General features: G+C 42.7%; 17 protein-coding genes. 7 read left to right on the forward strand and 10 right to left on the reverse strand.

The window, feature by feature from the left end; genetic code table 11:
* Positions 1–17 precede the first annotated feature (17 nt).
* The 6 genes from AACU33_RS08135 to hppD all read right to left on the reverse strand — a co-directional run bounded on the left by AACU33_RS08135 (position 18) and on the right by hppD (position 7,279).
* Complete coding sequence (locus AACU33_RS08135) at positions 18–407, reverse strand: hypothetical protein (RefSeq protein ID WP_096588027.1); 390 nt, start codon at positions 405–407, stop codon at positions 18–20.
* 110 nt (positions 408–517) lie between these two features.
* Positions 518–1,717 (reverse strand): hypothetical protein, encoded by a 1,200-nt coding sequence (locus AACU33_RS08140; RefSeq protein ID WP_096588028.1) that lies wholly within the window; start codon positions 1,715–1,717, stop codon positions 518–520.
* An 11-nt stretch (positions 1,718–1,728) separates the two neighbouring features.
* Complete coding sequence (locus AACU33_RS08145) at positions 1,729–3,744, reverse strand: AMP-binding protein (protein WP_096588029.1); 2,016 nt, start codon at positions 3,742–3,744, stop codon at positions 1,729–1,731.
* Between the two features lie 130 nt (positions 3,745–3,874).
* Complete coding sequence (locus AACU33_RS08150; protein ID WP_096588030.1) at positions 3,875–4,795, reverse strand: hypothetical protein; 921 nt, start codon at positions 4,793–4,795, stop codon at positions 3,875–3,877.
* Between the two features lie 76 nt (positions 4,796–4,871).
* Entirely contained in the window at positions 4,872–6,053 is a 1,182-nt protein-coding gene (locus AACU33_RS08155) for a homogentisate 1,2-dioxygenase (protein ID WP_096588031.1), read from the reverse strand.
* A 119-nt stretch (positions 6,054–6,172) separates the two neighbouring features.
* Positions 6,173–7,279 carry a 4-hydroxyphenylpyruvate dioxygenase gene (gene hppD / locus AACU33_RS08160; RefSeq protein ID WP_339375848.1) on the reverse strand — a complete coding sequence of 369 codons (1,107 nt, stop codon included), beginning with the start codon at positions 7,277–7,279 and terminating at the stop codon, positions 6,173–6,175.
* Positions 7,280–7,817: 538 nt separating this feature from the next.
* Here hppD and AACU33_RS08165 point away from each other — a divergent pair.
* Positions 7,818–8,312 carry an Lrp/AsnC family transcriptional regulator gene (locus AACU33_RS08165; RefSeq protein WP_096588033.1) on the forward strand — a complete coding sequence of 165 codons (495 nt, stop codon included), beginning with the start codon at positions 7,818–7,820 and terminating at the stop codon, positions 8,310–8,312.
* Positions 8,313–8,464: 152 nt separating this feature from the next.
* Positions 8,465–9,334, forward strand: coding sequence for a hypothetical protein (locus AACU33_RS08170; protein ID WP_096588034.1), 870 nt, complete (start codon positions 8,465–8,467; stop codon positions 9,332–9,334).
* 166 nt (positions 9,335–9,500) lie between these two features.
* Here the strand turns inward: AACU33_RS08170 and AACU33_RS08175 are convergent, their stop codons facing one another.
* Positions 9,501–9,716, reverse strand: coding sequence for a bromodomain-containing protein (locus AACU33_RS08175; RefSeq protein WP_096588035.1), 216 nt, complete (start codon positions 9,714–9,716; stop codon positions 9,501–9,503).
* A gap of 377 nt (positions 9,717–10,093) precedes the next feature.
* Positions 10,094–10,771, reverse strand: coding sequence for a hypothetical protein (locus tag AACU33_RS08180; protein WP_096588036.1), 678 nt, complete (start codon positions 10,769–10,771; stop codon positions 10,094–10,096).
* A gap of 444 nt (positions 10,772–11,215) precedes the next feature.
* Between AACU33_RS08180 and AACU33_RS08185 the strand changes: the two genes are divergently transcribed.
* The 3 genes from AACU33_RS08185 (at position 11,216) to AACU33_RS08195 (ending at position 15,881) form a co-directional block, all read left to right on the forward strand.
* A complete protein-coding gene (locus tag AACU33_RS08185) occupies positions 11,216–12,193 on the forward strand; it encodes an aromatic ring-hydroxylating dioxygenase subunit alpha (protein ID WP_096588037.1) in 978 nt (325 codons plus the stop codon).
* A gap of 226 nt (positions 12,194–12,419) precedes the next feature.
* The gene (locus tag AACU33_RS08190; RefSeq protein WP_096595190.1) at positions 12,420–14,072 is read left to right on the forward strand and encodes an alpha/beta hydrolase; all 1,653 of its coding nucleotides are present in this window, start codon (positions 12,420–12,422) and stop codon (positions 14,070–14,072) included.
* 84 nt (positions 14,073–14,156) lie between these two features.
* A complete protein-coding gene (locus AACU33_RS08195) occupies positions 14,157–15,881 on the forward strand; it encodes an ABC transporter ATP-binding protein (protein WP_096588038.1) in 1,725 nt (574 codons plus the stop codon).
* A 716-nt stretch (positions 15,882–16,597) separates the two neighbouring features.
* Here the strand turns inward: AACU33_RS08195 and AACU33_RS08200 are convergent.
* A complete protein-coding gene (locus tag AACU33_RS08200) occupies positions 16,598–17,224 on the reverse strand; it encodes a hypothetical protein (RefSeq protein WP_339375849.1) in 627 nt (208 codons plus the stop codon).
* 591 nt (positions 17,225–17,815) lie between these two features.
* Here AACU33_RS08200 and AACU33_RS08205 point away from each other — a divergent pair.
* Complete coding sequence (locus AACU33_RS08205) at positions 17,816–17,950, forward strand: hypothetical protein (protein WP_339375850.1); 135 nt, start codon at positions 17,816–17,818, stop codon at positions 17,948–17,950.
* Positions 17,951–18,344: 394 nt separating this feature from the next.
* On the opposite strand, the gene AACU33_RS08210 is transcribed toward AACU33_RS08205, so the two are convergent.
* Positions 18,345–19,082: a peptidylprolyl isomerase gene (locus AACU33_RS08210; RefSeq protein WP_096588041.1), complete on the reverse strand. Its 738-nt coding sequence runs from the start codon at positions 19,080–19,082 to the stop codon at positions 18,345–18,347.
* A 509-nt stretch (positions 19,083–19,591) separates the two neighbouring features.
* Between AACU33_RS08210 and AACU33_RS08215 the strand changes: the two genes are divergently transcribed.
* A complete protein-coding gene (locus AACU33_RS08215; protein ID WP_096588042.1) occupies positions 19,592–21,946 on the forward strand; it encodes a two-partner secretion domain-containing protein in 2,355 nt (784 codons plus the stop codon).
* The last annotated feature ends 10 nt before the right edge of the window (positions 21,947–21,956 follow it).

The raw sequence follows: 21,956 nt of genomic DNA on the forward strand, positions 1-21,956 counted from the left end.
AAATTACTGGCATAGTTTCAATTTTCAATATTAACTTCAAAGTCAGTCCCTTTTTGCCTATCAGATGTGAACTTAGTACGATAAGGAACTAATGTTCCGCAACGGTCTACCGTCCAACGTTCTACCCATGAGGCTTGTCGGGGAACCCCATTTTCCAATTTAATATCGTGGGGTGGCTCAATCACTTCAGTATTAACAATACGATGATTTTGGCATTGTTCATCTGTGACAAACTCAATCATCGCTATTGTGTTGAGTGTATCCCGTTGCAGAATGCAATCAGCTAGGCTGTCACCAGGAAGTTTCTTACATGGCTGAGTTTCTTTAGCTGCTGCACTATCTCCCATGAGACCGCCAATCAATAACAAGCACAACAGCAATATTGTTGACAATCTAGGCAGTTTCATAATCTAAATACCTGCTAGCAACCCAGAATTTGAGTTCTAGGATGAAAGCAAGGCTGTATATACTACCATTTTCAAATTAGAAAAAAAATTTGAGGAACTTGTGAGGAATTTTAAGTCAATAGATGCTGGCTATTTTCATCACGATGTTTTTTTAGATACTCCATGAATGGTGTACCGCCTGTGCCAATAACTGTGTCGTTGTTGAACTTTGGCGTTTGCTGGTGTATGTAGGAAGCGGCAAATTTCAGATGCTGAGTTCGGAATTGTTCGATGAGAGAAATGCAGTCATTATATAAATCTTTCAGTTGAGGGACTTTATCCATGTGACTTTGGACAAAATCACGCAGATGCGATCGCTTTTCTACTTCTTGAATAAAATCACGATGTTTTGGTGGCATATAATCCCGCATTTCTCTGAGATATTCCCACAAAGGATCGTTTTGGTGAGTAATGTTGAATAGCGCATCCATCGTTGGCACAATCGCACTTTGTGCGCCTGTCTCACCCCGAAACTGCTGGGGTTCTTCGTCGTAAGCTTCTACGCCTTCATAAATCAGTCCTTCGGGTAATGCGGGGTTGTTTTTCCAAGCGTGAATGTAAGGACGGACTCGATTGTAGTAAATGTATGGATCGCAGGCTTCTGTCATCCGCTTCATGGTAGTGTTAATCGCTGTCCATGCTGTTTTGATATTCTCTAAAGCAGCGATGACAGTAGTTGTATCGTCTTGCGCAATCCCCTCTAAAATATTGGGAATTACAGCTAGCGCTGGTGCAGCTTTGGCTTCAATTTCAATGTGAATCAGAATAAACCAATCTTCATCCAATCCACCTAAAAAGTTTTGCCAGATGGTGATGTTACCGATGGCAATGGGTTCGGTTTCGTGAATGCGTACCCAGTTGTCTACAGCGTAGGAAGCATAAGACAATACAGGCGGTCTGCCTAATTTTTGAGAAATCTGGTAAAAAGGTACAGCAATGTTCCGTGGTAGAACTTTCACGGGTGTAGCCTCACCCCAAACATAAGCATGAGTTAGGTAAGCATACATCTGCATTGCTCGACGCAACTGCATTTGATCTAATTTTGTGCGCTCTACGTCCACTTTGAAAATGTTCTCAATTATCGGGCGAATCTTCCGTGTCGTCATTAACTTGGGTAGCATTGTCGCAGTTTTTTCGACTTGCCAAAAAATATCTGGCAATTGCGCCTCGGCTGGAGAATGCTTTGGTAAAAAACCAGTTTCTGAACTTACTTCGTAATCTTCCAGTCTCAGAGGATGTACACTTCCTGCTTGAAGTGCGATAGCAGTCATAATTTTTTGCCTCAGACTAATTTGTAACTTGCTAAAACAGCCTGATAATGTTCGCGTAGCACGCGACGCATGACTTTATTGGATGCAGTACGTGGCAATGTATCAACGATTACGATGTCTTGAATTTTAAATAAGGGATTGAGTTGCTGGCGAATTGCCGTTTGTAGAGAATTTTTGAGTAATTCTTTGTTCTGCTGGAGATGATTTTCCACTACAGCGTAGATCGCTAATTGACTCGGCCCGCCCTCAGGAGGCGAAAAAGCGATCGCCACAGCTTCACAAATTCCCTCTACAGAATTGACAATTTGCTCAATTTCCACTGAGCTAACTTTGATACCCCCTAAATTCATCGTGTCATCAACTCGACCTTGAGCGCGGTAGTAGCCGTTAGCTAAACGCTCAATGCGATCGCCATGACGGCGTAGCGAAGATTGAGGAGTATTGGCGAAGTAAACTTGATGATGGTCTTTGTTTAACAACTCAGTAGAAAGACCAATAGAAGGAGCAACTATAAACGCTTCACCTTTATCAGCAGGATGCCCTTCTTCATCCACAATCGCTAAGTCTAGCCCTAAAGCTGGTGTAGTAAAAGTTGCAGGTGCAGAAGGTTGTACCAGAGTACTAGTGATGTATGCCCCGCCAATTTCTGTACCACCGCAGTACTCTACAATTGGTTTGTAGCCTGCTAGAGACATCAAAAACAGCATATCTTGGGGATTAGAACATTCACCAGTAGAACTGAAGGCTTTGATACTGCTCCAATCAAGCCCTTGCATACAGGCGGTAGTTTTCCAAACGCTGACTAAACTTGGCACTACACCCAGCATCGTCACGCGCGCATTTTGAATAAACTCGCCAAATCCCCTTTCTGTGGGTGTGCCATAGTAAAGAGCAATGGTGGCGCGATTAATTAAGCTGGCATAAATCAGCCACGGCCCCATCATCCACCCTAAATTAGTCGGCCAGGCTACGACATCACCAGCATGGATATCTTGATGTAAATGTCCATCCGCAGCGCATTTAATCGGGGTGGTTTGCGTCCAAGGAATTGCTTTCGGGACTCCTGTAGTACCGGAGGAGAAGAGGATATTCTTGTAAGCCGCAGGATTGGCAGAAAAAGCTTCAAATTCTTCTTCGTTGCTCAGAAATTCTTTCCAAGTTAGATCGTTAGAACGCAATTCTACAGAAGTTCCCAGGACGATCGCTCTTGGTGCATTGGCATCCACTACTTTGGAATAAAGAGGTAATTGCTTACTGCAACGCCAAATATAGTCTTGCGTAAAGATAGCTTTTGCCTCAGATATATGCAACCGTATGGCAATTTCCGCCGCCGCAAAACTGTCAGCAATGGAAACCACCACACAGCCAGCTTTGATAATACCTAAATAAATCGCCACCGATTCAGCAGTCATCGGCATAGCAATCGCGATCGCATCCCCAGGAACAAAGCCAGCTGTCACCAATCCATTGGCGACGCGGTTAGTTAAACTGTGGAGTTCTTTATAGGTGAGGGTAGACAGCGAACCACCTTCTTCTTGAAAGATAATGGCTGGGGCATTTTCATCTGCCAACAAACAACTCTCAACTATATTTAACCGCGCATCCACCAGCCATTGCGGAGACTCCACACCACCCGACAGGTCAACAATTCTACTGTATGGCTTGTGCAAGCGGATACCTAATCGTTGAATCATCATCTCCCAGAACTCGCCACGATGCTGAGTTGACCAAGCGTGCAGTTCTGCGTAGGAATCCACATTTAGCTGTTTCATCAACGCCGCGATGTTGGTTGACTGAATTTGCTCCTCCGTGGGAAACCAAGCGGGAGGCTGTCCGGCGCTTTTATAAAGAAGTTCGTGAAAGTCAAAAGGTTGGTCAGATTTCAAGATGTGGCGCGTGAATTGCTGCCAGCACTCTGCGGCAGGCAGTGAGGATAACCACCGATTGATTTGTGGTAGCATTGCGGCAGCCGTTTCTCTTGCTATACCGCAAGCGATAATTTGTTCTAGCGATAACTGCTTTGTCATCGCCCTTACCTCTTATATAATTTTGGATTTTAGTATCACGCAGAGGCGCAGAGAGGCAGAGAGGATAAGGTTTGCAAACACTCTGCGTTACTTTGAGTTGACTTTGCGCCCCTCTGCGTTAAAAAAACTACTAAGTAAATACTTTGCTTACTCTGTCTTCATTAAGACCATCCCAGAAAACAGCGATCGCATCTAAAATCTCTCGCCCTCCTTGGATGAACTTACCTCGGTCAAAGTCTGGCTGAAAATATACTTCTTCCAATTCTTCTAAAGTATGTCCCGCGTGCTGTCCTTCAACGCGGTTGTGCCAAGTGAAGAATGCTAAATGCAGCTGCGGATGTCGTGTTTGTTTAATGCGCGTTAGCCCGTCTTCTAACTCTTGCCAGAAGCCTGCTGCTGCCCAATTCTCCACAGCAAAGCTAGCACCTTCAGCTATGTGCGGGTCGTCGCTACCATAAAGGCGTTGCAATTCATCGCAGAAGTGTAAAGTACTGGGGCGACCGTGCTTGCGCTTACCCAGTTCTTCGTAGTGTAGCCCCAACCCTTCAGCTACACCTAACAGCCATTCAAAATGCGCAGCCCGGAAACGACAAACACCACCGTCTACAGTCCCTTCTGTACTTACTAGTTCGGGGTCGCCTTCTTTGTCTTTATCTTCCTCGGTTTGGGCTAAATGAGTGCTGCCATTTTTCCCAGATTGACGATAAATTACGCCCAACTCGTTTAATAAAATCTCTCGACTAGCCCGCGACTGTTTGAGGGTAGGTGAGTTAATTGCTTTCAGTAAAGCTGCTACTAAAAATAGGTTGGAGAATACCGAAAATTGTTTAATGAAATGGCGTAATTCTTCATCTGTCACCGTACCATTGCTAAACCACCGAGTATAGGTGTTGTTAGTAATGATCCGGTGCTGCAAAAATTCTCTTTCTACTTCGGTAAGGAAGTCGCGGAAACTGTTCACTTGCGCTTGAGTCAATTCACCTCGCTGCAAGCGTTCCTCAATTCGTGAGGAAATATTTAAATTTTTTGGTGTTGCTAGAACTTGAGTCATAAACTCACCTCATTTGCGAAACCAGTTTGATTTGAGGTGGAACTACCTAACTCAAACTGTCTTCAATTTTTAATTGTTAACTGCGTACAGGTTCTCCTAGATGTGATGTCCAACTGTAAGAATAGTTTTTGTCTTCTAAAGCTAAGGCATACTTCGTTAGTTTCAACGGACGGAAAGTATCAATCATTACTGCCAGTTCGTTTGTCCGTTCTTTCCCAATTGACCCCTCATACATTCCTGGGTGGGGGCCGTGGGGAATGCCGCTAGGATGAACGGTAATCGATGCCCGATCGATTCCTTTGCGGGACATAAAGTTGCCTTCTACGTAATAGATGACCTCATCTGAATCAACGTTGGAATGGTTATAAGGAGCTGGAACTGCTTGGGGATGATAATCGAACAGGCGCGGTACAAAAGAACACACCACAAATCCTGGCGCTTCAAAGGTTTGATGTACAGGTGGTGGTTGATGCAGTCGCCCTGTAATTGGCTCAAAGTCTTCAATATTGAAAGCAAAGGGCCAGAGATGTCCATCCCAGCCAACTACATCTAAAGGATGATGGCGATAAAGGTAACTGGTAATTTGATTTTGGGCTTTGACTCTTACCTCAAATTCTCCTGCTTCATCGTGGGTAATTAACTCATCCGGTGGGCGAATGTCACGTTCGCAGTAGGGAGAATGTTCGAGGAATTGACCGTAACGATTGAGGTAACGCGCTGGCGGGTCAATATGTCCGTAGGCTTCAATAACGAGCATTCTTTGCTCAATCCCCGCATCGGGAATTATCCGCCACATTACACCTGTGGGAATTACTAAATAATCACCAACGTTGTAACGCAGAATGCCATATTGACTTTCTAATATACCGCTACCATCGTGGATGAAAAGTACTTCATCACCGTGAGCAAAGCGATACCAGTAATGCATCGGTTGGGTAGGACGCGCCACCGAAATGCAGACATCTGTATTAGCCATTAGGGGAATACGAGATGCGATCGCATCCCCACCTAAATCTACTGTAGCTGTGCGTAAGTGTCGATGTAATAAGGCACCTGGTTCTTCATAAGGAATCTCTACCCTTTGTTCCAGCAAAATCTTCTCAATTTGCGTAGGCGGACGCAAGTGGTAAAGCAGAGATTGCACGCCAGAAAATCCGCGAATACTAATTAACTCTTCGTGATATAAAGAACCGTTGGGTTGATGAAACTGTGTATGTCGTTTGTGTGGTAGTTTTCCCAACTTATAGTAGTAAGTCATAATTTCGCCCTGCTTTTAGTACTCCACCACATTGATCTCGATCTTCTTTCCCTCTTCCTTTGTGTCTTTGTGCCTCTGTGGTTCTTTTCCTAACCCATCAAATTCAGTGCGATGAACCACTAAACACTTACGAGATTTCCCCGTCGTGCTTGTTCGCGTTCAATAGCTTCAAACAAGGCTTTGAAGTTTCCTTCACCGAAGCCCCGCGCCCCGTGTCGTTCAATCACCTCAAAAAACAATGTGGGTCTATCTTGTACGGGTTGAGTAAAAATTTGCAGCAAATACCCATCTCGATCTCTATCTACCAAGATGCCTAATTCTGCCAACTTATCTATAGATTCGTCAATTTTTCCTACCCGTTGTTCTAAGTTCTCGTAATAAGTTGGTGGCGCAACCAAAAATTCCACACCTGTTGCTTTCATACGGGTAACTGTCTCAATAATATTGTCAGTTGCCAACGCTATATGCTGAACTCCAGGGCCATAGTTATATTCTAAATATTCTTCAATTTGAGATTTGCGTTTACCATTAGCAGGTTCGTTAATTGGTAATTTAATTTTGCCCGAACCATCCTGCATTACCTTAGACATTAAGGCAGAATATTCTGTAGCAATGGTTTTATCGTCAAACTCTACTAACAAATTAAAGCCCATTGTCTCGGCAAAAAACTGCACCCAACGTTCCATTGCACCGAGTTCGACGTTACCAACTATATGATCAATGGCTTTTAATCCCACTCCTGGGCTGGTGAGGTGCGTCTTAGTTTGAGCCTCGAAACCAGGCGCAAACAAACCTGCATAATCGCTGCGATCGATAAACTTGATTAAAGTGTCACCGTAGCCGCGAATCGCAGAATAACGAAATACCCCATAAGTATCTTCTTCTTCTGTGGGTGTAATTACTCCTAAAGCACCTCGGCTAGTTGTCTGTTTGTAAGCGCTAACTGCATCCGGTACTTCTAGAGCAATAATCGCTACATTATCGCCGTGTTTCAGTACACTTTTAGCAATCAGATTATCTGGATTTAGCCCTGTACTTAAAACAAAATTGATATTACCTTGTTGCATCAAATACGATGCTGTGTCGCGGTAGTTGGTTTCTAAGCCTCGATAAGCTGTGTTAGTAAATCCAAAACACTTAGTATAAAAAAGCGCTGCTTGCTTGGCGTTCCCAACATAAAATTCCAAGTGATCGATGCGCTTAATTGGGCAAAAATCGTTCATCATATATGACTCCTTCTAAAAAGCTTCTGAACTGCTGAACTTCCTGTTAGTGGAATAGCCGTTTCAAAAAGCTTAAATGCAGAAAGCTTCAGGTTTTTCATCCTTTAACCAAACATGGTCGGGATCGATGCCTTCTCTTCTACACTGCCTGCGCTAACAATCTAGGCACAGTCTCCTAAAGAAGGAGATTTATATAGATAAACATCTCCCCTTTGGCAGGTTTACCTGATGCCTTTGCAAAAATCTATCATTCGTTAACGAAATCTTGAGTTGAGATTCTTAACTCTAGTCTCCTAATTTAGATTATAAATTTTACTTACAAGCATCTACAAGTGTAAAATATTAACTTTTAAAATAAATTTAGAATGTAGTTTTAACTACCCTATATAGGGATATTCTGAAAAATAGCAACAAGCAATGCCATTTCCTTCGACGTAGAGGAGGAAAATTGCCTTGTGGCTTTCATTAGTGCTGAGTAAGGATTCCATTCATTACTCAGGACTCAAGACTTATGACTCAGCACTAAAAGGAGAATGTAAAAGTGAAGCCAACACTCAAGAACTTTGAACAACTCCAACAATTGGATGATATTGACCGGCAACTGTTGTGTCTGTTGCAAGAGAACAGCCGGATAACTTTTGCTGAATTAGCTCGTCACGTGAATCTCTCAACGCCTGGGTTGCAGAAGAGATTGCGCAAGCTAGAAGAAAAAGGCGTGATAGACCGCTATGTTACTTTAGTGAATCGAGAGGCGCTAGGTTTAGACTTGCTGTGTTTTGCACAAGTAACCTTAGCTAATCATCAGCCTGAATGCGTAGGGATGTTTTGCGATCGCGTCAAAGAACTACCAGAAGTTTTAGAATGTCACCATCTCAGCGGCGAATTTGACTATTTATTGAAAATGGTTGTCCCTAACCATCAACACTTAGCAAAGTTATTATCAGAAAAAATTACCCGCATTCCTGGTATAGATAGAATCCAGACAAATATTGTTCTTGATGAAATTAAAGCTTCAACCTCGTTACCATTAGATTAAATGTCAAGAGTCAAGAGTCAAGAGTCAAAAGTCAACAGTTAATTCTTATTTCTCCCGTGTCCCCCTTGTCCCCCCACACTCCCCACACTCCCCACACTCCCCACACTCCCTCATCCCCCTTGCCCTCTACCTTATACACTAGGTAAAGTCCGATGTTTGCATCATTAGAGGCGCTGCTTTCATCAGTTGTGGACTACGCTGGACTGTTTCCGCCAGCCAAGTTGGAATTACAGCCAGCAATGGCAAATTATGCTCAGTATCAGACAACGCCCTACGCTTGGATGTTAGGTCGCTTTATTTTGCCAGTTTCTCGGTTGCAAGAGTTTGAGCAACTTTTACCGGAGAAACCAACAAAATGGCCATTGAGCATAATTATGGCTGGAGATGTGAAAGAAGCGATTGCACAACTACAGTCACTCAACAACGATAAAATTGCCATTACATCCTTGGAATTCCCTCCCCTTCCACCTACTGATATCGAAAAAATACTTTCCTCTCTCTCTACTGAGATAGAATCATTCTTTGAAATACCTTTTAAAAGCGACTTCAAGAGCTATTTATCTGTTTTGCAACATACTGGTGCAGCCGCTAAAATTCGTACTGGCGGTGTAACAGTCGATGCCTTTCCGAGTATTGCTCAACTGTGCCAAAGTATTTTCGCATTTGCAGAAGCTCAAGTTCCCTTTAAAGCAACCGCAGGACTGCATCATCCATTACCAGGGAAACATCGAGTAACTGGTGAAGCAGATAGCCCAGTCACAGTTATGCACGGTTTTTTGAATGTCATCGTCTTAGCAGCACTTGTTTATCATCAAAAATTAACGCTAGAGACAGCCTTAGAATTACTCCCAGAATCATCGAGCGATAATTTTCAATTTACAAGAGACAGCATTGCTTGGAAAAATCACCAAGTGAATATTTCAGAAATAGCAGAAGCTAGAAAGCGTTTCTTCCGTTCCTTTGGTTCCTGCTCATTTCAAGAGCCAATAGATGACCTCAAAGAATTAAGATTACTAAGATAAGTAGGTCAGCGTTAAAAATTATTGGTTTGAAAAGGCAGAGGGCAGTAGGCAGTAGGCAAAAGAGAAGAGGTTTTACATAACAATTGCATTGCCTTGCAATTGAGTTGCAAGGCTAACAAATTGTTTTGATATTGGTATTGGCACACCTCAGCCAACTCAAAATTCACTACCGCGATGCTTCGCCAGGAGCAGATTCAGGCAATATAGAACGGTCTTCATCTGCGGTTGTTAGAGGTACATTTAAATGTTTTCTTGCCATTTCCTCAGCTAGGTTACGGTCGTGCTCATTCTCAAACTGGCTTTCATCTAGTAAATGCCGATTTCGTGCTGCTTGATCTCGACTTGGCTGGGTGCCGTTTTTCCACCTGTACTTAAAGTCCATAAGTTACACAGCAGTTAGACTGCGGTTTATCTCTACGGTCTTAATAGTAGGGATGAAACAAACATTGTGCTTCTACCATAAGTCGAAGCCACTAGAATTTCTCCCATTTTAAAAAAAGAATGCGACAGATGATATCATCTCAGCTTGAATGCTTGTCATTGCGAACGAAGACATTACATGAGTAGGGAACGTCAGTATAGCGTTTCCTAAGCAACTGAGGTACACCCATATCTTATTTAACAAGGTTAGTAGCTGTAAAAATGTACCTCACCAGATCGAGAACCGCTATAAGATAATTTGATATACCAAAAGATTTTGGGTGTCGTGCTCCTACAAAGAATTTATTTGTCGCAAAGATTATTTGAATTAGTATTAGGTTAATTTTTGTCTTCGTTGACAAAAGCTAGCTGTCCTTGCTGATATGCCTGCCGTAAGGCTATGGCTTCTGCTACGATTTGTTGGGCACTCAAACCTTCTGTATCCATCATCCGTTGCAAAGTTACCCCTGTGCGCTCATCTTCTTCATGAATCGCGGGAATTTGACAATATCTGCCACCATTCTTAGTCCGTCGCCAAATACTTGGTTTTTCTGGTTTTGTTGCTTTAGGAGTGCGATGTTCTTTGACTAAAGAACGTACAGCTTCTTGAGTAATAGTACTCAAATCTAAAAGCGCATCTATTACTTGTTTATACTTATTACTGTTATTTGCTAGTTGATATACTGTCAAAGGTTCGATTTGTGCTAAATCGTGGGGTGAAAAGTCACCAAATACCGCCGCAATCTTCAGATATCTTTTTTCTTCACCCTTCCAACCTCGGTCAACAAGAAGTTTTTTGTACTGCTTGAGTGAAAGCTTCTGTTTTTGTTCGGCTAACCAAAAGGCATGATGTAAAATCGTTTTAGTAACGTCACCAAGGGAAAGTAAAGAAAACTTTTCTCCCCCAACGCTTTTGAGGGTATTAGCTTTTTCTTGAGCGTGTTGCTCAAACTCCGATTTTGTAATGGCTTTAGTGTCAACTTGGGCTGGAATTACACTCTGTACTTGTGCGATCATGATGTTGACCTCCGAAAAATCCCCAATATGCACAACAAATCCATCGCCTTAGCAGCTTCCTAGAAGGCGATCGCACTCAAGTTGGTGGAAGTTGGGAAATATTGTTTGTTGATAGAACAATTGTACTACTTGTAGATAAATAAGAATCCCCAAACATACCCAAATTTTCGGGGGTTGTGATGAAAGCTTTATACACGAGAATGTTTATTCCGCTATCCAAGGGCATTTCAGCTAATCATGAATGCCTCAAACTATCTTATAGAAGATTGGCGATCGCTTACTTCTTGAGATTGCTGACAATTTGTGTATCTATATAAAGTTAAACAAGAAGCGAGTTAGACGCTGAGTTTGTCACACATCTTAAAGCCTCTTCACAGATCCTTTGATGGCTTTTTCACCGGATGATTAAGATATAGGTATTTGACCTGATGGGTGTCGATACTCATGGTGCAAGACCAGATTTTGCTGAATGATTGGCATGTAATCGCGCGATCGCAAGACCTCCAACCCGGAACAGTTCTGCACAAGCGCTTATTAGGCTCAGATCTAGTGCTGTGGCATAATGGCGAAAAAGTCTTAGCTTGGCAAGACGTTTGCCCTCATCGTGGCGCTCGTCTTTCGCTAGGATATGTCAATCAAGATACCCTTGTTTGTCCTTACCACGGTTTAGCCTTTAATAGCGATGGGAAATGCGTACTAGTTCCGGCTAATCCAGACCAATCGCCCCCAGCACAAGCTTGTGTTAAAACTTACCAAGTACAAGAGCGTTACGATCTGCTCTGGGTTTGTTTAGGAACACCAAAACAAGACATCGCTGCGTTTTCTGAATGGGACGATCCGGGCTATCGCAAGATTTTCTGCGGCCCCTACCACTATCACTCTAGCCCGCTACGGGTGCTGGAAAATTTCATCGATCCGGCACACTTCCCAATTCTGCATTCGGGATTATTTGCCCACGCTAGTCGTCCTGAGTTGACGCACTATGAATTAGAGTCTCTTCCAAATGGGATTAGTTTCAAATGTGGTTTGTGGGTACTAGATTTGAATTCGGGTAATCCTCACCAAACCCCAATGATTTTCAACACTTACGATTACCGCATCTTCCGTCCGCTAGTGGCATACTTCAAACTCGGGCCTGGAGATCGTCGTTTAAATATTTTCTATACAATTACGCCAGTCGATGAAGATGAGTGCGTAGCGCAACATTGGTTATTGGTAAACAGCGCCCGTGAAGTTCCAGTAGAAGTCTATCTAGATATTCACAATCAACTTGCTAGTCAAGATATTGCCATTGTTGAATCTCAGCAACCCCGACGCTTACCCTTGGATTTGCAAGCAGAAGTACATTTACCGAGCGATCGCTATTCTATTGCATACCGTAAGTGGCTCAAACAACAAGGTGTTACCTTCGGTACTATTTAGAAATCGGTTACTTCTCAGTTTTACAGCATGAATCTTTAAATTAGCTCAATTACTCAGAGTGTGTTTGCAGTGCTTCCGTTGCAAGGGTATATATTGCCCTATTCTCTTTGCGGAATAGATGCGATCGCACTACACGATTATTTTTGTTACTGGCTTTATCGAAACTAGAACTCAATACTCTCAAGCGCAGTCTATTTACTCAGTGTTGTATGATAGCAATTCAATTATGTTGAAATTCAAATTATTGCTAGCTAAATCATTATATGGCAGCCTAAAAATACTAAATTTCAAGTCAATTTTTCAGGTTGCCTTCTATAACTTGATTTTGGCTACATTGATTAACCTACCTGCATTAGGAGCAGAACGTATTACATTTTCATTCGCACCTTTTGGAGAATTCTATCTTTCGGCTGATGCGTTAGAGCTATTTGCCAAGGAGGGAAAAATTGACAGTGACTTCGCATTTTATGCTAAATTTGCCACTCCCCAACAATTAGCCGTGCTACGTTCCTTTCTCCAGCAACACTTTCCAATCAGTCCGGTAATGGTTTCTCAATTTACCTACTCGCCTTTAGGAGAAGAAATAATTCGTCAATTAGGAAAATTAGTAGAAACAGAAGGCAATCAAAATGGATTTTACGCGTTACGCTCCGCTTTAATTTTAGCTGCCACCGATCCACAAGGGATGACAGTACTTGATGTATTGCATCGATTTCCCAGCGACAGCCTGAAGCTAAATTTAAATCAAGGAATAACAATAGCTAAAAACTTTTCCAAGCGTTTAAAACAGCAGCAAGCGGCTGTTTCAGAAATTAAAAAGCAAGCAGCAGCAACCTCTGCTGTAACTATAGACTTTTCCCAAAAACCAGATTTGCGACAGGTTGGGCCGTTGACTTGGCAAAAAATCACGCTCTCCTTATATGATGCATCTCGTTCTCGACAATTTGCTAGCGATATTTATCTACCTCACACTACTACTAACAAATTAATTCCCCTAGTTGTGATTTCCCACGGTGCATTTTCTGACCGCACAACCTTTGCATATCTTGCTCAACATCTTGCTTCCTATGGCTTTGCAACGGCTGTGTTGGAGCATCCTGGTATTAGTCGCCAAAGATTTCAACAATACTTTGCAGGTTTAGCTACACCTCCGGAAACCAGGGAATCTATTAATCAACCCTTAGATGTGAAGTATTTGCTGGATGAATTAGAACGTCGCCAAAAATCTGACCCCAGGCTGAGTCGGCTGGCTTTGCACCAAGTTGGAGTTATAGGTCAGTCTGCGGGTGGGTACACAGCTTTGGCTTTAGCAGGAGCAACAATTAACTTTGAACAACTGAATAAAGCTTGCCAAAACAATCGCGAACTCTGGAATTTCCCGCTATTGGTTCAGTGCAAAACAACAGAGTTATTACCAGGAAGCTACTCTTTACAAGATAAACGTATCAAAGCTGCGATCGCAGTCAATCCTTTAACTAGCAGTTTGTTGGGACAGAGTGGATTGAGCCAAATTCAAGAGCCTGTAATGATGGTAGCCAGTGGTAATGATTTTATTGCACCAGCAGATACAGAGCAAATTCGTCCTTTTACCTGGCTCTCGACTCCAGATAAATATCTGGTGATGATGGAACAAGGAACGCACTTATCTACTTTAGGTGATATCGGTAATTACAACTTTGGGGCAATATCATCTACTTTAATGGGGCCTAGTTCAGAAAATGCTCGTAAGTATTTAAGTGCTTTGAGTGTTGCTTTTATGGAAACCTATATTGCCAATAACGATGAATATCGTCCTTACTTGAGTACAGCCTATGCTAAATTTCTCAGTCAGCCGCCTCTTAACTTAGATATTTTGCAGTCCTTGGCGATCGCCAAATAGCCTCGATAATTCAATTAGACTTCAGAAACTACCCAAAAACTGATAGCGTCAGACAAAGGAAAAGATTATTGTGGATGTGACAGCTTGAAAACGCGATCTAATTATTGGCAACTGCTACCTTATATCCGACCTCAGTGGCAAACCATCACTAAGGGATTTATTGGCATTGTAGGATATGTGCTGGCTACGTTAACGCTGATTAATCTCGCAGGTAAATTGGCAGTTCCCTTTGGAGACGGTAATGTAGTAGCGATCGCACAATTAGCTGGAATCTGCGCTGTCGTATTTCTTGTCCGCGGCTTTTTTCAGTCTGTGCAAGATATCTACATGGCACGAGCTGCTTTAAGAGTAGCGTTTAATCTCCGCAAGCAGACCTACGCACACCTACAAAAACTCAATCTCAGCTATTTTGAGACAGCAAAAGCAGGTGATTTATCTTACCGCCTAACTGAGGATATTGACAGGGTTGGAGAAGTAGTCAATAGAATATTTCACGATTTTATCCCTTGCGTGTTGCAACTGCTGGCAATTCCTATCTATATGATTTACTTAAATTGGCAGCTGACACTAGCAACGGTAATTGTCGCACCACTGATGGGGATTTTAATTGGCTGGTTTGGCGAACGGTTACAGAAGTATTCCCGTCGCAGTCAAAATCGTGTCTCCAGCTTATCGGCGATCCTCACAGAAGTTTTTAGTGGAATTCGTTTAGTCCAAGCTTTTGCTGCGGAAAACTACGAAATTGCTAAGTTTAGCCGAGAAGCAGAACACAGTCTCAAAGCCAAATACTCAGCCGAACGACTCAAAGCGATTCAAATTCCTATAGTCGGATTTTTAGAAGCGGTGAGTGCTTTAACACTATTATTGGTGGGAGGATGGCAAATTTCTCAACGCAATTTAACAGTAGGAGAGTTTTTCAGCTACTTAGCAGCAGCGGCGTTATTAATTGACCCAATTGGACACACTACTAATAACTACAACGAATTTAAGCAAGGTGAGGCATCCGTTGACCGAGTTTTTGAATTATTAGCAATTAAACCGACAGTATTAGAAAAGCCTAACGCCGCAGTTCTTCCCTCCGTCCAAGGTAAGGTGGAATACGACCATGTGGATTTTGCCTATAATCCTGGCGAACCTGTATTAAAAGATATCAGTTTGTTGGTATTACCAGGAGAAGCGATCGCGCTTGTGGGTGCTTCTGGCGCTGGTAAAACTACCTTTGTGAATCTCCTACCCCGTTTTTATGACCCAGTATCTGGTCAAATTCTGATTGATGGGGTAGATATTCGCGATGTCACACTTCATAGTCTGCGGCGACAAATTGGCATTGTTCCCCAAGAAACCATCATGTTTTCTGGCACAATTGCCCAAAATATCGCTTTTGGACAAGACTCCTTTGAAATGTCAGCAGTGGAAGCAGCGGCGAAAATTGCTAACGCCCATCAATTTATTACTCAGCTACCAGAGGGTTATGATACTTGGGTAGGCGAGCGTGGGGTAAATTTATCAGGGGGACAAAGACAAAGAATTGCGATCGCGCGTGCTGTTCTTCTTAACCCGCAAATTTTGATACTTGATGAAGCTACATCAGCCTTAGATTCCGAGTCAGAAGCCTTGGTACAAGAAGCTTTAGAAAGACTAATGCAAGGACGCACTGTATTTATTATTGCTCACCGTTTAAGTACAGTGAAAAGATGCGATCGCATTTTAGTTCTAGAACAGGGTCGAATTGTGGAATCGGGAACCCATGAAGAACTGTTAGCACTGCAAGGACGCTATACACGGTTTTATGCGCAACAGTTTAGTTAGTCATTTGGCATTAGACCGTTGGCGAGTCTGATTGGATCAAGTATCTTTGGGGGGCATTGCATCAGAGAATAGGAGAAATGGCGGGTTATGTCTGACTTGTTTTGGGATTTGTATTGTGGTCAAAAGATGTGATTACGTAAGATAGATTTTATTCAATGTCCGCCCCTAATTATGATGGTTTTACTTATGTAATTGGGCACTTTTAAGAAAAAAGTAAGACATAATATTCTCCGAGTTGCTATAAGCTTTATTCACAAGGGTTTTATGAGCCAATGCTGTTCACCTTTCTTACGCGGTAAAGGCTAGTAAGTGCGATCGCCCGGTGGTGCAGATAGAAACAATACAGACATAAGTAAGAAAATCCAGTTGCTCCCTTTCTTACTTTTATTTCCACAGCCGAGACTTATGGGGCTAAATGAGCAATCGTACAGAAAGTTACGCGCTTGGCTGTAATGCTTACTGGATAAGCATTTTGCCAATCGATATTTTTCGTGATTCTCGATGTACCAATTAACCTATAGATTATTTGGTGCAACAATTTAATACGGCTCATCTTGGGTTTTAAGCTCCTAAATTTCCGAGACTTCAATTGGTACAGCTTTATCCGTAGCAATGCCTGCGGCGGCAAGCTACGCAGTATTAAAAGCAGCTCATCAATTCCAAGCGCGTAACTTTCTGCATGGATGCTCATTTCACCCCTTGTTCAAATTATTTCCCTAACTTCGACAGACTATTTCTTGTGTCCGACCTTGGTAAGTCAGTTTGCCATGCGAAACTACAGTATCAATATGAAAGCTAAAGTTCGCCACACCTACACCTTTTTGACCAACAACTTCTAAAGTAAATTCCCCGCTATGACCCGAACTACCAGGATCAGATATAACATAGTTTCTACCAGAGGTCGGTGCAACATATTTTACTCTACCTACTTGCTTTATAATAGGCTGACAGGTTTTGATTGTGTCCACAACTTCTTTGTATCTGTTAAATTCTTTATCTGCCCATTGCTGCCGAACCACAGACGCAGCAGTTATTCCAGGAAAACTGCTATTGTTCATCCAGATAACAGTTAAGGCAAGTAAAGCAACTAGCCATCCAATTAAGTTTCTCGATAATAAAACTCTCCGATGGAAATTAGATTCCCTGTGTGGGAATTCACAAGCAATACGAATCCCTAAAATAGATAGCAAAAACGAAACAGGCAAGATTATCAAGGGTGAAATGGAATAGTACGATGCCTGCGTTAGTAAATTGAACAGGAGGGGTGAGCTACCAACTAGCAAACCAATCGTGCCACCTAACATCAGAAACGATGGCTCAATTTCTGATCCTTGGGAAGACATCCGTTGGAATATTACAGCCGTTGCACAGATACCAAGAAGATATAGCGATAGACCTATGTTTATTCCTAAGTAAAACCACCCGTTAATTCTCATTTCACGATAATTGAGAAAATAAACATTGGCGGTCGTAAACAAACCAATATATGCACTTAGAACCCCTCCCGACACAACCGATAGAGAAATAACGTTCTTTCTCACGTACTGAGCGCTCCTTTAAACAAATTCTTTCTCCCAATACATAGCTACGCTCTTGTCATCAGCTTCATCCATACTAAGACTTACGTTAAACAATGTGTCAGCAATGTGTGTATGCAGTAGAGTATGTGGTTTGAACTAATTAAACCAAGCTTCTATTTGGCATAGAGCCGAGATCCTCAAACGTCAACCGCGTTACTGCCCCAACTAAAAGCACTTGAAGCTTTACGCGATCGCATTTTGTTGGAGTTGAAGTTAGGTAAGCAAGCCACTAGATACAAAGCTGCACTTAAAACTCTCAATCGTTTCATTGCTGAATTAACTACAAGCCCATAGGCGTTTCCGAATTCACCAACAGTGTCTTCGCTACTTTTACGCCTATAACGTGGAATCGGCGTGTCAAACTCTTCTCACTTCATTCATCTCCAAGACGCGATCGCTTGCCTCAGGAGGAAAAGCCAGTGCCTCGCAAGGAAGTTACGCCACATTGGCTCCATGAAACCTTTACAACAAGCGATTGTCAGCCTTTAGTTTATTACCTTTTCTTAAGAGATTTTCTTATTTAGTACAGCCCACTACAAAAAGAGTATGGAATTAAATCCTTCGTAGGTTGCTTAGAACTTAGACATCGTTCGCGTAGCGTCTCGAAGAGAAGGTGGCTTTCTGCAAGGTAGTGAAATCCAACATCAAGCCTCGATATTCTCAACTTCCTTTTACGATGATGTTTACTAATACTATAATGCGCGCCTAAAAGGGTGCCCCTAATAGCGACGGCTATGCTAAGAGCAATATGAATTTACTGGATTTTTTGTGCAAATGGAATAAAGGCAACGGGACGGAAGAGAGCAAACTAAAAGCAGTTTGACATTTGTCAAGAGTTATTAGGTCTCTTGTCCCTCTTGCCTCATTCCCAATTCCTAACTCCTTAGCTACTCAAAGAAGCAGCTGGAGTCATCATTTGCCTTTGCTGTTCCTGTATCCAACCTTCAAACAGTTCATTCAACAGGCGCACTCTCATCGGTTCATCTAGTTGTGCGGGGATAAATTTCTCTAACTGCACAATCACAAACCATTCAGCAATGCGAGTTGGCGGTAAAACCTGACCTGGTTGGGTGTTAGTCAGTAGTTGCGCCATTGCTGGATGAAGTTGGTTGAGTTCAATGGGGCCGACTAACCCTCCTGTTTGCGCTTCTGGGCCTTTTGAATATTCCCGCGCTACTTCGGCAAAGGATTGTTCCTTGGCTTGAATGCGGAAGTAGAGTTCTTGCGCTATTCCAATATCTTGAGTGCGCAGCAAAGAATAAATTACTTTGTCCAGTTTGGCTTTAGACTGGAAAAAATAAGATTCCAGTTTTTTACCCCAAGTCATTTGCTTGAATTTTTCCACTTTTAGCTTGCGCAAAGTCAAAGCTTCTAGTTGATTGGCACTGAGACCGAGAAATTCCATCCATGCTTTGACATCGGTTTCCGATGCTAGCTGTCTCTCAGCGAAAAATTGCTGTTTTGCTTGGGCGATTTCTTCTGGGGTACAGTCTATTGATGCGATCGCTTCATCAATAATTAATTCCCGTCGCAGCTGTGGCAGCATTTGGTAGCCTGCCAGTAAGGGAATCAATTCTTCAGCCGTGATTGTACGGTTCCCAATTCTTAGTACTTCAGTCATTAGCTGTTAAGTATATAAAAATATATATGGTCTATTGGATTTGACACTCATTAGTTATCAGTGCCGACGGAGCAGCCTGCACAGAAATTATGCCACAGACAACTCAGAGGTGAGTGTTCATACAAACAGAGTTGGTATAGTACTGTTTTAGCGTTTTAAAACACTCTTTGGTAAAGACTGTTAATCTAAAAGCCAAAACAGGTATCAGTTTCTGCCTTTGGTATACCAGGATAATTGTAATTTCAAAAATATACTGCTTATTATGAAGTTTCGTCGAAGATATGATTTATGTCCGTAGATGCAACTAAAGTCTACAATTCGCGTCATCGACGATGAAATTAACTCACTCCCCATAATTTCTTTGGTTGAAATACCATGACCAAGATTGTTGTGATGAGCGTGCCAAAGTCTATGCTAGTCATGGGGGAACTTACAGTTGAGAAGCTGGTAACTTTGATCTTCTGACTTCTCTGGCCTGTTTGTCATTGATATTAGGCGTAATTTCTCAAATGGCTACAAGCGATCGCAATTATACGTGGAAATGTTACTTGGGAAGTTGCTTGGCGGTGGTTGGTGCGATCGCTTCATGTAACGCTGCACTAGCTCAGATTGTACCCGATCGCACTTTAGGATCTGAAAATTCTCTAGTTACGCCTCAAACTCCCGATCCTCGCGTTGATGTGATTTCGGGTGGCGCGACGCGGGGCGCAAATTTATTTCATAGCTTTGAGCAATTTTCCGTTAAAACAGGACGTACAGCTTTCTTTAATAATGCGGCGGATATTCAGAACATCTTTAGCCGCGTCACAGGTTCATCTATCTCTAATATTGATGGATTGATTCGAGCCAACGGTGCAGCTAATCTGTTTTTCATCAACCCCAATGGAATTATTTTTGGGCAAAACGCCCGTTTAGATATTGGTGGTTCGTTTATCGCCAGTACAGCAAGTAGCTTGAAATTTACCGACGGCTTAGAATTTAGTGCTATTACTCCACAAACTAAGCCTTTATTAAGCGTAAATGTTCCTCTGGGATTGCAATATGGCGAAAAAACTGGAGATATTCGCGTACTGGGAATAGGTGGTTCATCTGCTAGCCAACAGATGCTTGGACTCATACTACCATCAAATAAAACCTTGGCTTTAGTAGGCGGAAATGTCATCCTAGAAGGTGCTTTTCTGAATGTACCAGGCGGACGAATTGAACTAGGTAGCGTTACGGGAGTTGGTCAAGTTAATCTCAGCCAAACAAACCAAGGCTGGACTTTAAACTATGACAACGCTAGAACATTTGAAAATATTCAGTTGTCTAGAAGTTTTGTAGACATTGCTATTAAGGAAGACAGCAGCATTCTCAATCAAGCAGAGAGTGGTGCAGTTGCTATCAGAGGTTCGCAGTTAAACTTGGCAAGCTCCTCGCTTATTAGAGCTAACACCTTTACCTCAGCAGCAGCAGGAAATGTCAGTATTGATGTCCAACGATTGATTATGCGAGGGGGAGCACAAGTCATAACTACTACTTTTGGTGCGGGGCCGGGAGGAAATTTGACTGTGAATGCTTCCGAATCAGTGGAATTGGCTGGAGAATTGATTGGCGCTGGCTTTATATCTGCTAGCGGATTATATACTGCAACTAGCGGAGCAGGGCAAGCAGGTTCGCTCACAATTACCACTCCTATATTACTTATCCAAGCAGGAGCACAAGTAAATGCCAGTACAGTCAGTAGTGGCAAAGGGGGAAATGTAAGTGTCACTGCTAACAAAGTACATCTGATTGGTCGCACGGCTAACGATCTAAGTGCTAGTGGCTTGGCTAGCCTGACTCAAGGCGTAGGAGATGCAGGTTCAGTAATAATTAATACTCAAGAATTGCTAATTGAAAATGGTGCTGCCGTAAGTACTGCCACATTTACTCGTGGCAAGGGAGGTAATTTAACTGTCCTTGCTGACTCTGTACAACTAATTGGTCGCTCCGTCGGTGGTCGTCCTAGTAACTTGTCTGCTCAAGCAAGAAGCGTAGGAGATGGGGGAACCTTAAGGATTAATACCCAGCAACTATTAATTCGCGATGGGGCTGGAGTTTTTGTGGAAAGTCGGGGAACAGGCAATGCAGGTAATTTAACTATCGATGCTGATTCTATACGTTTGGACAATGGTAGTTTGAGGGCTGATACTCGCAGTGCCAATACCAACCCCAATCAACCGCAGGCAACAATTACTTTGCGTGCAAAAGATTTAATATTGTTACGTTATGGCAGTAATATTACCACTAACGCCATTGGCAACAATGTTATCGGCGGTAATATCAACATTGATACTAATTTTTTAGTGGCTGCGGAAAACAGTGACATTAGTGCTAACTCTACTGATTTCCGTGGAGGTCGAGTGACAATAGACGCACTCAGCATCTTAGGTACAGAGTTTCGGATTGCACCTACCCTAGAAAGTGATATTACCGCTACAGGCGCAAGTCCTGATTTGAGTGGCACTGTAGAACTTAATACACCCGATGTTGACCCTAGTCGCGGATTAGTGGAATTGCCAGTAAATATAGTTGATGCTCAAGAGCAAATTGCTCAAGGCTGTACTCCCAGAGGCGAACAAATTAGTAGTTTTGTGGTGACAGGACGCGGCGGGTTATCAGAAAGTCCCAACGAGATGCTGAACGATGACGCCATTGAGGTAAATTTAGCTACTCTTGACCCGAAGGCAAATCGCTCTCGTGCAACTGGTTCTGCGATCGCACCTGCTCCTATCGTAGAAGCGCAAGAATTAGTCATGAGTAAGAATGGTCAAGTGCTGCTGACCGCCACACCCAATAATTCGGGATTAACTCCAGCATCATGCCATGTGTGGCAAAAGTAAATGTGAGGAC

The sequence above is a fragment of the Calothrix sp. NIES-2098 genome, assembly GCF_963875125.1.
Lineage (GTDB): Bacteria > Cyanobacteriota > Cyanobacteriia > Cyanobacteriales > Nostocaceae > Aulosira.

Excerpts from the sequence above, each read along its gene's own strand:
- AACU33_RS08135 (WP_096588027.1), bottom strand. The coding sequence starts at position 407 with ATGAAACTGCCTAGATTGTCAACAATATTGCTGTTGTGCTTGTTATTG.
- AACU33_RS08140 (WP_096588028.1), bottom strand. The coding sequence starts at position 1,717 with ATGACTGCTATCGCACTTCAAGCAGGAAGTGTACATCCTCTGAGACTG.
- AACU33_RS08145 (WP_096588029.1), bottom strand. The coding sequence starts at position 3,744 with ATGACAAAGCAGTTATCGCTAGAACAAATTATCGCTTGCGGTATAGCA.
- AACU33_RS08150 (WP_096588030.1), bottom strand. The coding sequence starts at position 4,795 with ATGACTCAAGTTCTAGCAACACCAAAAAATTTAAATATTTCCTCACGA.
- AACU33_RS08155 (WP_096588031.1), bottom strand. The coding sequence starts at position 6,053 with ATGACTTACTACTATAAGTTGGGAAAACTACCACACAAACGACATACA.
- hppD (WP_339375848.1), bottom strand. The coding sequence starts at position 7,279 with ATGATGAACGATTTTTGCCCAATTAAGCGCATCGATCACTTGGAATTT.
- AACU33_RS08170 (WP_096588034.1), top strand. The coding sequence starts at position 8,465 with ATGTTTGCATCATTAGAGGCGCTGCTTTCATCAGTTGTGGACTACGCT.
- AACU33_RS08175 (WP_096588035.1), bottom strand. The coding sequence starts at position 9,716 with ATGGACTTTAAGTACAGGTGGAAAAACGGCACCCAGCCAAGTCGAGAT.
- AACU33_RS08180 (WP_096588036.1), bottom strand. The coding sequence starts at position 10,771 with ATGATCGCACAAGTACAGAGTGTAATTCCAGCCCAAGTTGACACTAAA.
- AACU33_RS08185 (WP_096588037.1), top strand. The coding sequence starts at position 11,216 with ATGGTGCAAGACCAGATTTTGCTGAATGATTGGCATGTAATCGCGCGA.
- AACU33_RS08190 (WP_096595190.1), top strand. The coding sequence starts at position 12,420 with ATGTTGAAATTCAAATTATTGCTAGCTAAATCATTATATGGCAGCCTA.
- AACU33_RS08200 (WP_339375849.1), bottom strand. The coding sequence starts at position 17,224 with ATGTCTTCCCAAGGATCAGAAATTGAGCCATCGTTTCTGATGTTAGGT.
- AACU33_RS08210 (WP_096588041.1), bottom strand. The coding sequence starts at position 19,082 with ATGACTGAAGTACTAAGAATTGGGAACCGTACAATCACGGCTGAAGAA.
- AACU33_RS08215 (WP_096588042.1), top strand. The coding sequence starts at position 19,592 with ATGGCTACAAGCGATCGCAATTATACGTGGAAATGTTACTTGGGAAGT.